Here is an 11,654-nt window from a genome sequence, read left to right as displayed (position 1 = left end):
TCGAAAGAGCGCCACTCGATGACCACCACTCTCGCCCCCGCCGCCGACGCGACCCGGCAGATCGTCCCGCCGGAGGAGCGGTACGCCACCGAGCTGGCCTTCCTCGCCGCGTACGACACCGGGCCCCGGCCGCCCGCCTGGCGGCTCACGCCGCGGTCCGTCGTCACGTTCGTGAGGGGCAGCGACGGGCAGGCACTGAAACTGCCCGACGACGCGGAGGTGCCCGACGGGGTGCCGCGGCGGCTGGTCGTGGAGGGGAAGTTCGTCGGTGACCGGGCCCTGGTCGAGCGGTGTGTCGTCACGCTCGCGGGAGAGCGCGGTCTGCTGCTCGTCGGCGAGCCCGGCACCGCCAAGTCGATGCTGTCCGAGCTGCTGGCGGCGGCCGTGTGCGGTACCAGCGGGCTGGTCGTCCAGGGCACGGCGGGTACCACGGAGGACCAGCTCAAGTACGGCTGGAACTACGCCCTGCTGCTCGCCCAGGGGCCGAGCCGTCAGGCGCTGGTGCCCTCCCCCGTGCTGACCGCCATGTCCCGGGGCGCCGTCGCCCGGGTCGAGGAGGTCACCCGGTGTCTGCCCGAGGTGCAGGACTCCCTGGTGTCGCTGCTGTCCGAGCGGCGCATCGCGGTGCCCGAACTGGCGGGCACCGCGGACGCCCTGGCGCACGCCGCGCCCGGCTTCACCCTCATCGCCACCGCCAACCTGCGGGACAAGGGCGTCTCGGAGATGTCGGCCGCGCTCAAGCGCCGCTTCAACTTCGAGACGGTCGGGCCGATCGGGGACCTCGACGCGGAGACCGCGCTGGTGCGCCGCCAGGCGCGGGCCGCCGTGGAGCGGGCCGGGGCGCCCTTCCAGGTCGACGACGCGGTGCTGGAGGCCCTGGTCACCGCGTTCCGCGACCTGCGTGAGGGGCGGTCCGCGGAAGGGTGGGAGGTGGAGCGGCCCTCGACCGTGATGAGCACGGCCGAGGCCGTGGCCGTCGCGGGTGCCCTGGGGCTGGCCGCGGCGTACTTCCCCGGCGACCGCGATGTGCTGGGGCTGCTGCCCGGCCATCTCCTCGGCGTCGTACGCAAGGACGACCCCGCCGACGCGGCCCGGCTGCGCGGCTACTGGGACGGCCCGGTGCGGCGGCGCGCGGAGCAGGGGTCCGCGACCTGGCGGACGCTGTGGGATCTGCGCACGGTGCTGGAGGGCTGACGGTCGTGTCACGCATCGTCGGCTCCCCGGACGCGGCCGTCGCCGCGCTGACCGATCCGGACGGTCCCTATCTGATCGGGGTGCGGCACCACGCGCCCTCGCTGGCGGCCGTCGTCCCCGCGCTGCTGGATGAAGCGAAGCCGGATGTGGTGCTCGTCGAGCTGCCCGGGGAGATGCAGGAGTGGCTGCCGTGGCTGGGCCACGAGGAGACGCGTGCCCCGGTGGCGCTGGCCGCCGCGCCGGGTGACGGCAGAAGTGGGGGGCCGGCGTTCTATCCGTTCGCGGACTTCTCGCCCGAACTGGCGGCGGTGCGCTGGGCTCTGCGGCATGACGTGCCGGTGCTGGCGTGCGATCTGCCGCTCGCCGACCGGGCCTGGGGCGAGGGGCGGGAGGGGACGTCGGCCGGTGGTCCGGGGCTAGCCGGTGCGCTGCGGGCACGGCTGACCGGGCGCCCGGGGGACGACCTGTGGGACCGCCTGGTAGAGGCCGCCGCACCCGGTTCGCCGCCGGAGTCCCTGCGCCGGGCCGCGCTGCTGACCGGGTGGGCGCTGCGCGAGGACGCGGCGGCGGCGGGCGGGGTGCCCGAGCTGGATCTGCGGCGGGAGCGGTGGATGCGCGGCTGTCTGGCCTCGGCCACGGCTCGGGGGGAACGGGCCGCGGCGGTGGTCGGTGCCTTTCACGCGCCGGCGTTGGTGGGGGGTGCGCGGGACGGTGATGGCCCGTCCGTTCCTGATGAGTGGGACGGTATCGGCCCGCCCGACCCGGGTGAGCGGAACGGTATTGTCCGCTCCGCCTCGGGTGAGCGACGGTCCGGATGGACGACCTCGCTCATCCCCTACGCCTACGCGCTGCTCGACGAGCGGTCCGGGTACCCGGCGGGTATTCGCGACCCCGAGTGGCAGCACATGGTGCTGCGGGCGGCCGGTGATCCGGGGGCGCTGGAGGAGGCGTTGACGCGGGCGGCGGTCCGGGTGTGCACCGAGCTGCGCGATCTGGGTCATCCGTCGGGGCCCGCCGACGCGCGGGAGATCAGCCGGCTCGCCGGGGACCTCGCACGGCTGCGCGGGCTGCCCGCGGCGGGCCGGGGTGAGCTGGTAGAGGCGGTGCAGACGGTGCTCGCGCAGGGCGAACCGTACGGGCGGGGCCGGGCCGTGGCGCGGGCGATGGAGCGGGTGCTGGTCGGCACGCGCACCGGACGTCCGGCGCCCGGTGCGCCGCGCAGTGGGCTGGCTCCGGCGGTCGAGGCGGAGGCGGCGGCGCTGGGGCTGCCCGGGCCGGAGTCGGGCGGTGCGCGTACGGTGGCCCGGGATCTGCGGCTGGATCCGCTGCGCTCGGACCTCGACCGCCGCAGGGAGCTGCTGCTGCGCCGGCTCACGGTGTGCGGTGTGCCGTACGGGGAGGTCAAGGAGGTTGTCGGCGCGGGCGGCGCCGAGGCGCTCACCTCCCGTTGGGAGGTGCGCTGGACGCCCGCGACGGCGGCGATGCTGACCGTCGCCGGAATGCGCGGGGTCACCTCCGCCCAGGCCGCCGAGGGGGTGCTGCGCGAACGGCGCCGCGCCGAGGCCGACGAGGGCGGTCCGACGGCCGCACAGGCCCTCCAGGGGCTGGAGCGGGCTGCCGAGTGCGGGCTGCCCGAGCTCGCCGACGAGCGCCTCGACGATCTCACCGACGTGCTGCCGGGCTCCGGCACGCTGCCCGAACTGCTCGCCGGGCTGGCCCTGCTGGACCGGCTGCGAGCCGGCCACATCCCGGGGCTCGGCGCCGAGGAACGGCGTACGGCCCGGGCGGCGACCGTGGCCGACCTGCTCACCTCGGCGGCCGTGCGGCAGGTGGACGGTCTCACCGGTTCCGAGGACTCGGCCGACGCCCACGCCCTGCTCGAACTCGCCCACCGCGCCGACCAGTCGGGCGGCATCCGGCTCACCGACGCGCTCGCCCGGCTGGCGGCCGACGGTTCCCCGCTGATGCGCGGAGCCGCCGGAGCCGTACGGGTACTGCTGGGGCACGCGGACGCGCGGGAGTTCGGTGTCCTGGTCGTCTCCTGGGTGGACGCGGCCTGCGACAGCCCGTCCCGGGCCGCGCTCACCGCGCGGCTCACCGGTCTGCTCACGGCCGCCGGCCCCCTTCTGGAGGCGGCACCGCCCACCCTGGAACCCCTGCTCGACCGGGTCTGCGAGCTGCCCGACCGGGAGTTCCTCGACCGGCTGCCCGCACTGCGCGGCGGCTTCGACACGCTCAGCCCCGCGGCGCGGGAACGGCTGCTGACCGCCGTGGAGGAGCGGGTCGGTGTGTCCCGACCGGACGACACCGGCGGTGCCGATCCGGCCGCCCTCGCGGCGTGGACGCGGGCCGACCTGGAGGCGCGGGCGACGCTGAGCACATGGGGCTTGCTGCCGGTGGCGGTCGGTGTCGAGGGGAGGGCGGTCGGCTCCGGCCCGGACGTGAGCACCGCCGACTCCCCCGCCACGGGCCCCGTCCGCGCCGATCGCTTCCTCGCCCCCGCCGACCGCTGGCGGCTGCTGCTCGGTCGGCACACCGACCAACTGCCGGTGTCCGCCGCCCCGTTGGCCACCGCCCTCGACGAGTTGTACGGCAGCGGGCGGGGCGAGGGCAGCCGGGGTGACCTGGGCGGGTCCGGGGGCGGCCGGGAGATGCCGTACCCCGGTGTGCGGGAGTGGTCGCAGGAGCTGGCGGCGCTGTTCGGCCCTGGCATCCGCGAGGAGGTGCTGGCCGCGGCGGCCGCCGCCGGGCGGGACGACGTGCTCGCGGAGCTGGACCCGGACGCCGTACGGCCCTCGGTCGATCTGCTGCGGACCGTGCTGCGGCACGCGGGCGGACTGCCCGAGGCCCGACTGGCCGCGCTGCGCCCCCTGGTGCGCCGCCTGGTCGAGGCGCTGACCCGGGAGCTGGCCACCCGGCTGCGGCCCGCGCTGCACGGCACCGCGCTGCCCCGCCCGAGCAGACGGCCGGGCGGTGGCCTCGATCTGCCCCGCACCCTGCGGGCCAACCTCGCGACCGCCCGCCGGCTGCCCGACGGCACGGTGCGGGTGATCCCCGAGCGCCCGGTGTTCCGTACCCGCGCACGGCGGGCCGCCGACTGGCGGCTGATCCTGGTCACGGACGTGTCCGGGTCCATGGAGGCATCCACGGTCTGGGCGGCGCTGACGGCCTCGGTGCTGGCCGGTGTGCCCACCCTGTCGACGCACTTCCTCGCCTTCTCCACGGAGGTCATCGACCTCACCGGTCACGTCGAGGATCCGCTGTCGCTGCTGCTGGAGGTCAGCGTGGGCGGCGGCACGCACATCGCGGCGGGGCTGCGGCACGCGCGCGAGCTGGTCACCGTCCCGTCGCGCACGCTCGTCGTGGTCGTCAGCGACTTCGAGGAGGGCTATCCGCTGGGCGGGCTGCTCGCCGAGGTGCGCGCGCTGGTCGGGGCCGGCTGCCATGTGCTGGGCTGCGCCGGCCTGGACGACACCGGCCGTCCCCGCTACTCCACCGGCGTCGCCGGCCAGCTCGTCGCCGCGGGCATGCCGGTCGCCGCGCTCAGTCCGCTCGAACTCGCCCGCTGGGTAGGGGAGAAGATCTCATGACCGCGCAACTGCCCCCGGTCGCCGCGTCCGTGACCGCCGAACTCGTCGCGGCCCTCTCGCCCCGCCTGCGCAAGCGCCTGGACACGGGCGTCGCCAAGCTGACGGCCCGTCCGGTCGCCGTCGACGGCGACACCGTACGGATCGCCGTCGACGACGAGACCGAACTGGTCCTGCACGCCCCCGGCGGCGCGGTGACCGACCCGGACGCGATCCGCTGCGGCTGTCTCCTCGCTCCCGACTGCCTGCACCGCGCGGCGGCGGCTTCGGCGGCGCCGGTGGCGGAGGCGGACGCGGCTCCGGGTGCCGGCTCACCTGCGGACAAGCCGCAGCGGCAGGAGCTGCCCGGGGAAGCCGAGGCCGAGGCCGCGGCGCCGAACAGGGGCTCCGCCGCCGAGACCGCAACGCCGATCCAACGCAATGCCGCGGAATCGGCCACGTCGGCCGAGTGTGCCGCCGCCGAGGCCGTCCGGGAGGCGGCGGCCGCGGTGCTGGAAGCCGGGGCGGACGGTGCGGGCGCTGTGCTGCAGGCGCAGTTGCTGCGCGCGGCGCACACCGCGCGGCTCGCGGGCCTGCACCGGGCCGCCGCGTCGGCGGTCTCCGTGGTCACGGCCGTTCGCGCGGCCCGCTCCGGCGATCCCGCGTACCGGTTGGATGACCTCGTGGCCGCGCTCCGGGACGTGCTGTTCGTCGGCCGCCGTGTCCCGGACGCCGCCGGGCCGGAACTCACCGCCCTGCGCGGCACGGTGAGGCAGCCGTACACACCGGACGGTTCCCTTCGGCTGTACGGCCTGTTCTCGGAGCCCGTCCTCACGGCGACCGGCTATGCCGGGGCGGTCACCTGGACCGCCGACGCCGACGGCCGGCTGCTCACCGTCTCGGACGTGGCCCCCGGCGGCCCCGGCCGCGCCACGGGCGCCGCCGACCGGGCCGTACGCCTCGGCGACACGGCTCTGACACACCGGGAGTTGTCGCGTGCGGGACTCGCGGTGTCCGGGGCGACGGTCTCCCCCACGGGCCGACTGGGCGCGGGCGCGGGAGTACGGGCGGTGCGCGCGGCCGGCGCGTCCTGGACCGAGCCGCCCCTGGACCGGCTGTGGGCGGTGCCGGTCGCCGAACAGGTCACGCGGGCCCTGAGCGGCGCCCATGACCTGCTGTTCCTCGACGTCACACTGCTGGGCGCGGCCCGTGAGGCGGCGGGCGACTGTCTGCCGGCCGACTGTGCCGGGCTGCCCCTGCGCCTCACCGTCGCCCACGACCACCCGGCGCTCCCCCACCGTGACAACCTCCGGCTGCTGGCGCAGGCGCGGGGCGCGCGGCTGCGGGTCGTGGCACGCCTGACTCCGGCGGAGCGGCCGCGCGCCCGGCTGCTGGCCGTCGAGCATCCGACGGTGGCGGGGAGCCGCGTCGACCTGGGGCTTGACCGTCTGGCGCGCGCCGATCTGCCGGCGCCCGCCGCGACGCCGCCCGGACCTGACGGCCCGCTGGGCGACGAGGCGCCGCTGCACCTCCTGCGGCGGCGAGTGCGGCAGGCGGTCTCCGGCGGGCGGCGCGTGCTGGCGCTGCCGGGCGGCGGCACCGGCGACAGCCGGCGGCTGCGCACCCTGGGCCTCGCCACGGCGGGCGATCTCCTGGACGACCTCCACGCGGCGTCCGCCGACCGCACCCGGGACGTCTTCGGCCGTCTCCTGCCCACCGACCGGGCCCGCTTCTCCCGCGCCTGGCTCGCGGCGGCGCTCTACACGGCCGAGGTCGACAAGGCGCTGTGCGCGGCGGCGTGGGGTGCGGGGAAGGGAGCGGCGGCCGCGGTGGGGTGAGGGTGGGTGCCGTGTCACTCCCCGGTCGGCCATCCCGTCGTACGCCACTCCTGGCGCCCTTCGCCCGGTTCCTCCTGTTCGCCGCGGTGTGCGGCGAGGGCGGCGGTCAGGTCGGGGTGGACCGGCATGACCGGGCAGTCGCCGGAAGGGACGAGGGAGCCGTCGGCCGGGATCGCGGCGAGTTCGAGGCGGCGGCCGCCCTCGGCCAGGCGGCGGGCGGCGTCGGTGATGGCCAGCTGGCCCTCGGCGGACCAGCCGCGCAGCTCGGTGAGGTCGACGACGACCGGTCCGGTGCCCCGGGCGACGACCCAGCCGATCGCGCCGGTGAAGCGGCGGACCGCCCCCGGGCCGAGGTAGCCGGCGACGGCGAGGATGCCGAGTTCCTGCTCGACGGTGTAACGCCATTCGATGGTCATGCTGTTCAACCTCGTGGTGCGGGTGGGGGATCAGAGGGGCAGGGTGATCCAGATGCTCTTGCCCTTGCCGTCGGCGTCGCCGCGTACGACCGCGGTGCCGCCGAGGGAGAGGGTCAGTTCCATGACGGTGGCGAGACCGCTCGACCGGCGTCCGGCGGCCACTCCGTAGAGCCCGGGCCGGTGGGGATGGCGATCGTGCACGGCGAGGGCGAGGCAGTCGGCACCGGCGGCGTAGACGACGGTGAGCTGAGGTGAGACCCCGGCCGCGTGCCGCACGCTGTTGGTGACGAGTTCGCCGAGGATCAGCAGGGCGGGGGCCACGCTCGGGTGGCGCAGCCCGATGCCCCACTCCACCAGCGCCAGTTCGGCGGTCTCCCGGGCGACTCGGACCGCGGCGGGCTCGTTCGGCAGGGTGAGCACGTGCCGGTGCGGCAGGGCGGTGAGCGTCATGGCGTTGAGGGTGCTCATCGGAGGGCTTCCTCGCTGGAGGCGCGGTGCGGGGCGGAGGCCGAGGGCAGTACTCCGGCGCGCTCCAGGTGGTCGCGGGCGCCCCGGATCGCCTCGGGGGTGGTGGCGTACTCCCGTCCGTCGCGCCGCAGCAGGGCGAGTGCGCCGACGGAGTCGAGGACCTGGCGCTGGCCGGGGCGTATACCGGAGGCCATGACGACGATGCCGCGCCGGGTGAGTTTCTCCACGGCGTCCTTGAGGACGAGGGCGCCGGTGGCGTCCATGGTGGACACCCGTGACATGCGCAGGATGACGACGCGCACGTCGGCCACTTCGGTCAGCTCCAGCAGGAAGCGGTGGGCGGCGGCGAAGAACAGCGGCCCGTCGATGCGGTAGGCGACGATGTGCTCGGCGAGCAGGGCGTGTTCCTCGGCGGTGTGGTCGCCGCGGTCGAGCGGAACCTGGTCCATGCGGGCCTGGAGGGCGACCGCGCGCAGGGCGAGGGCGCCGGCCACGGCGAGGCCGATGATGACGGCGTAGACGAGGTCGAGGGCGAGGGTCGCGACGGCGGTCAGGACGAGGATGACGGCGTCGGAGCGGGTGGCCCGGGCCATCGCCTTCAGGGAGCCGACCTCGACCATGCGGATCGCGGTGGCGAGCAGCACGCCCGCGAGCGCGGCCAGCGGGATCCTGGAGACGAGGGGCGCGGCCGCGAAGACGATCACGGCGAGTATCGCGGCGTGGGTGAGCGCGGCGAGGCGGGAGCCGGCGCCGGTGCGGACCGCGACGGCGGTGCGCGCGATGGCGCCGGTCGCGGGGACGCCACCGAACAGCGGGACGGCGATGTTGGCCACGCCTTGGCCGAACAGTTCCCGGTCGGGATCGTGCTTCTGGCCGACCGTCATGCCATCGGCGACCGAGGCCGACAGCAGGGACTCCAGTGCGGCGAGGGCGGCGACCGCGACGGCGGGAGCGAGCAGCGAGCCGAGGGAGCCGAGGTCGAGGAAGGACAGGGAGGGCGCGGGCAGCCCGGACGGAAGATCACCGATGGGCTTCGCCGCGTCGAGGTCCGCGAGCTGGGCGACGACGGTGGCGGCGATCACCGCGACGATCGAGAAGGGGATGGTCGGCCGCCAGCGGGCGCCGACGAGCATCACCGCGGCGACGGCGACCGTGAGACCGACGGCCGTCCAGTTCGGGGACGCGGCGAACTCCTCGAACGCCCGCCAGGTCACCGCCAGGACGCGGTCGCCCTCGAGTCTGGGCACGCCGAGGGCGTTCGGTATCTGCTGCAGTCCGATCACGCAGGCGATGCCGAGGGTGAAGCCCTCCACCACGGGGGCGGGCACGTACTGCATGTACTTGCCGGCCCGCAGTGCGGCGAGGGCGACGAGCAGGAGGCCCGCGAGCAGGCCGACGGTCAGCACGCCGGTGGGGCCGTACTGGGCGACGATCGGCACGAGGACGACGGTCATCGCGCCGGTCGGGCCGGACACCTGCAGGTTCGACCCGCCGAAGACCGCGGCGAGCGCGCCGGCCACGACGGCGGTGGCGAGGCCCGCCTCGGCGCCGAGGCCGGAGGAGACACCGAAGCCGAGCGCGAGCGGCAGTGCCACGATCGCCACGGTGAGGCCGGCCAGCAGGTCGCGGCGCGGGTCTCGCCGGATCTCGTGCAGGTCGGTGCGGGTGGGCAGAAGTGCGGTGATCCGGCCCCAGGCGCGGCCGAGGGTCGTAGTGGTCATGCCACGGCCTCCGCGTCGCGCAGCTCGGCGAGGAGTTCGTTGCGGCCGGTCAGCATCTCGGTGAGGATCCGCCGGGCGGCCTTCATCAGATCGGCGACGTCACCGCCCGCGAGGGAGTAGACGACGGTCGAACCCTCGCGGGCGGAGTTGACGATGCCGGAGCGGCGCAGCATCGCCAGCTGCTGGGAGAGACGGGACGGTTCGATCTCGATCGCCGCGAGCAGGTCGCGTACCGGGAGGGGGCCGTCCTGGAGGAGTTCCAGGACCCGGATGCGGACGGGATGGCCCAGCATCCGGAAGAACTCGGCCTTGGCCTGGTACAGCGGAACGGACACGGCGCCTCGGTTTCCCCGGTCACTCACGGAAGGGCCGCGCCCGTGGCTACCGGTGACGCGAGCGCGGCCACCTAAGCATGTAACCAATTGCAGAATTTAGCAATTCCTACATCCATTGTGTGAGGTTCGCCCTATTTCGGGTGTCAGAGGAGGGTCTGCCAGTAGTCCCACCAGCGGGTCGCGATCAGCAGCACGATGACGCCGTACCAGGTGACCGGCACCACCCAGTGGAACTCCAGCACGCCGGCGACCAGGGCGCGGGGTGCCGGCAGGACGCCGTGGCGCAGGTTGCGCGCGGTGGTGTACCAGAACATGGCGATGGTGGCCGCCCAGGCCAGGCTGCACCACAGGCACAGCGCGCCGATCTCGTACAGCGCCTGACTCATCAGCCACATGCAGAAGCCGGCGCCGAACAGGGTGCCCAGGTTGAGCCCGAGCCAGAACCAGCGGCGGAAGCGGGCTCCGGCCAGCAGTGCGGCGCCGACGGCGACGACCACCGGGTAGGCGAGCAGGCCGATCAGCGGGTTGGGGAAGCCGAAGGCGGACGCCTGGGCGCTGCGCATGACGTTGGAGCAGGAGACGATGGGGCTCAGATTGCAGGAGGGAGAGAAGTCCGGGTTCTGGATCAGCTCGATCTTGTCGACGGTGATCACGAAGGACGCCAGGATCCCGAGCGCCCCGGTCACGATCAACAGCCAGGCGAAGGCGCGTCCGGCGCCGGTCGCGCCCCGCGTGGAAGGGGCGCCTCCGTGTGAGGTGACGGGGAGGCGCTCGGTGGTGATGCCGCTGGTCATCGCAGCAGTGAAGCGTCGCCGTCCGGTCACCGGCCAGGGCCGAACGGCCCCGTTCAACGGCTGTTCGGGCCCGTCGCCTCGGTCCGGCTCTCAGTCCCGGTCGATCTCGGTCCCGGTCTCCACGAGCCGGGCGAGGTTGGCCAGGGCCATGCGGGTGCCGGTCGTGTTGTCCTCGGCGGAGACGGCGTCGGGCAGGCCCTCGTGCACGATCAGTACGGCCGTGCCGCCGTCCTCGTCGGTGAGGGTGGTGGTCATCGTCATCGTCCCGCGCAGAGCGGGGTCGTCGGTCTCGAACTCGACGACCTCGACGACCTGTTCGTCCGGCACGAGCCTTGCGAAGCGGCCGTGGTAGGTGTCGGTCCGCGGGTCCGACTTCCCGGTGCCGGTCGGCATGTCGTAGGTGAGGGAGACCCGGAAGGCTCCGCCTTCGCGGGCCTCGAAGGTGTGGACCCGCGCGGTCATACCGTCCGGCACCCGCCAACGAGCGATGGCGTCCGCGTCCACGAGGGCCCGGTAGACCGCGGCACGTGGGGCGTTCACATGGTGTGCGACCCGAGTGGAGTGCATGACTCCACGGTAGCCGCGGAGGCCCGGGCCCCCCATCGGACCCGGGCCGTCCGCGCGGTGCCTCAGACGCGGGCCAGCTCCGCCGCGCCGAAGGAGACGTTGAAGCGGTCGCACCAGATGCTCATGCTCGAATAGGCGGCCGGGTCGACGTCGGCGGGCAGGGCGTAGTTCTGGTCGCCCTTGTTCCCCTTCAGCTTGCCGAGGCTGACGTACTTGCCGTCGTCGAAGACATGCCAGCCGGCGCGGCCCTCCTTCACCGGCGCGTCGGTGAGCCAGACGCGCAGGTCGGGGCCGTTGCTGGTGTCCAGGTTCTCCAGGCGGAGCACATGGGAGCCGTCGGCCAGCCGCAGCAGTCGTACCGTGCCGGACGTCTCGTGCTCGTGGCTGATCAGCTCACCGGTGGCCACGGTCTGCGGCTCGGCCGGCTCCGTCGGCTGCTCGGTCGGCTGTTCCGCGGCCGGCGACTCGGCACCCGCGCCCGTGGCCGGCTGTGGCGCGGAGGGCGTCGGTGCCACGCTCACCACGGGCAGGGCCTCACTCACCGTCTCGTTCTGCCACAGCTTCCACGGCTGGAACCAGTACAGCCCCGCGGCGACCACCGCGACGACCACGCCCAGCACACCCACGGCCACCGGCCCGGTCAACCTCCGGCGCACGTGCCTCATATCGCTCTCCTCCCGTCCCGAGAGCTCCATTCAACCTACCCGGGGACGGTTTTCGGCCGCGGAAAAGGTGACGGAACCCTTACGACGCCG

General features: G+C 74.7%; 10 protein-coding genes. 3 read left to right on the top strand and 7 right to left on the bottom strand.

The features are described 5' to 3' along the window. Positions 1-18 precede the first annotated feature (18 nt). Genes ACH5AC_RS28945 through ACH5AC_RS28935 form a run of 3 tightly spaced genes read left to right on the top strand, consistent with a single transcriptional unit; the run spans position 19 to position 6,598 of the window. Positions 19-1,194: an AAA family ATPase gene (locus tag ACH5AC_RS28945; protein WP_398865131.1), complete on the top strand. Its 1,176-nt coding sequence runs from the start codon at positions 19-21 to the stop codon at positions 1,192-1,194. A gap of 5 nt (positions 1,195-1,199) precedes the next feature. Then, a complete protein-coding gene (locus tag ACH5AC_RS28940; RefSeq protein WP_398865130.1) occupies positions 1,200-4,784 on the top strand; it encodes a DUF5682 family protein in 3,585 nt (1,194 codons plus the stop codon). Further along, complete coding sequence (locus ACH5AC_RS28935) at positions 4,781-6,598, top strand: hypothetical protein (protein ID WP_398865129.1); 1,818 nt, start codon at positions 4,781-4,783, stop codon at positions 6,596-6,598. The genes ACH5AC_RS28940 and ACH5AC_RS28935 overlap by 4 nt, the downstream gene beginning before the upstream one ends. Before the next feature lie 14 nt (positions 6,599-6,612). On the opposite strand, the gene ACH5AC_RS28930 is transcribed toward ACH5AC_RS28935, so the two are convergent. From ACH5AC_RS28930 to ACH5AC_RS28900, 7 genes are all read right to left on the bottom strand, one after another. Then, complete coding sequence (locus ACH5AC_RS28930; RefSeq protein ID WP_398865128.1) at positions 6,613-7,014, bottom strand: anti-sigma factor antagonist; 402 nt, start codon at positions 7,012-7,014, stop codon at positions 6,613-6,615. Between the two features lie 30 nt (positions 7,015-7,044). Further along, entirely contained in the window at positions 7,045-7,482 is a 438-nt protein-coding gene (locus ACH5AC_RS28925) for an ATP-binding protein (protein ID WP_398865127.1), read from the bottom strand. After that, on the bottom strand, positions 7,479-9,203 hold the full coding sequence (locus ACH5AC_RS28920; RefSeq protein WP_398865126.1) for a SulP family inorganic anion transporter: 1,725 nt from the start codon (positions 9,201-9,203) through the stop codon (positions 7,479-7,481). The genes ACH5AC_RS28925 and ACH5AC_RS28920 overlap by 4 nt, the downstream gene beginning before the upstream one ends. Beyond that, entirely contained in the window at positions 9,200-9,538 is a 339-nt protein-coding gene (locus ACH5AC_RS28915) for an ArsR/SmtB family transcription factor (protein WP_398865125.1), read from the bottom strand. The genes ACH5AC_RS28920 and ACH5AC_RS28915 overlap by 4 nt, the downstream gene beginning before the upstream one ends. 143 nt (positions 9,539-9,681) lie before the next feature. Continuing rightward, positions 9,682-10,332, bottom strand: a complete 651-nt coding sequence (locus ACH5AC_RS28910; RefSeq protein WP_398865124.1) for a vitamin K epoxide reductase family protein — start codon at positions 10,330-10,332, stop codon at positions 9,682-9,684. Between the two features lie 90 nt (positions 10,333-10,422). After that, a complete protein-coding gene (locus ACH5AC_RS28905) occupies positions 10,423-10,899 on the bottom strand; it encodes an SRPBCC domain-containing protein (protein WP_398865123.1) in 477 nt (158 codons plus the stop codon). 62 nt (positions 10,900-10,961) lie between these two features. Beyond that, on the bottom strand, positions 10,962-11,564 hold the full coding sequence (locus ACH5AC_RS28900) for a DM13 domain-containing protein (RefSeq protein WP_398865122.1): 603 nt from the start codon (positions 11,562-11,564) through the stop codon (positions 10,962-10,964). Positions 11,565-11,654: the final 90 nt, after the last annotated feature.

This window comes from Streptomyces sp. NPDC018693, from assembly GCF_044391385.1.
Classification (GTDB): domain Bacteria; phylum Actinomycetota; class Actinomycetes; order Streptomycetales; family Streptomycetaceae; genus Streptomyces.
Note: the sequence above shows the minus strand (reverse complement) of the source record. Positions and strands in the feature narration are given on the sequence as shown.

Coding starts and splice junctions, on each gene's coding strand:
- ACH5AC_RS28945 (WP_398865131.1), top strand. CDS start 19: ATGACCACCACTCTCGCCCCCGCCGCCGACGCGACCCGGCAGATCGTC.
- ACH5AC_RS28935 (WP_398865129.1), top strand. CDS start 4,781: ATGACCGCGCAACTGCCCCCGGTCGCCGCGTCCGTGACCGCCGAACTC.
- ACH5AC_RS28930 (WP_398865128.1), bottom strand. CDS start 7,014: ATGACCATCGAATGGCGTTACACCGTCGAGCAGGAACTCGGCATCCTC.
- ACH5AC_RS28925 (WP_398865127.1), bottom strand. CDS start 7,482: ATGAGCACCCTCAACGCCATGACGCTCACCGCCCTGCCGCACCGGCAC.
- ACH5AC_RS28920 (WP_398865126.1), bottom strand. CDS start 9,203: ATGACCACTACGACCCTCGGCCGCGCCTGGGGCCGGATCACCGCACTT.
- ACH5AC_RS28910 (WP_398865124.1), bottom strand. CDS start 10,332: ATGACCAGCGGCATCACCACCGAGCGCCTCCCCGTCACCTCACACGGA.
- ACH5AC_RS28905 (WP_398865123.1), bottom strand. CDS start 10,899: ATGCACTCCACTCGGGTCGCACACCATGTGAACGCCCCACGTGCCGCG.
- ACH5AC_RS28900 (WP_398865122.1), bottom strand. CDS start 11,564: ATGAGGCACGTGCGCCGGAGGTTGACCGGGCCGGTGGCCGTGGGTGTG.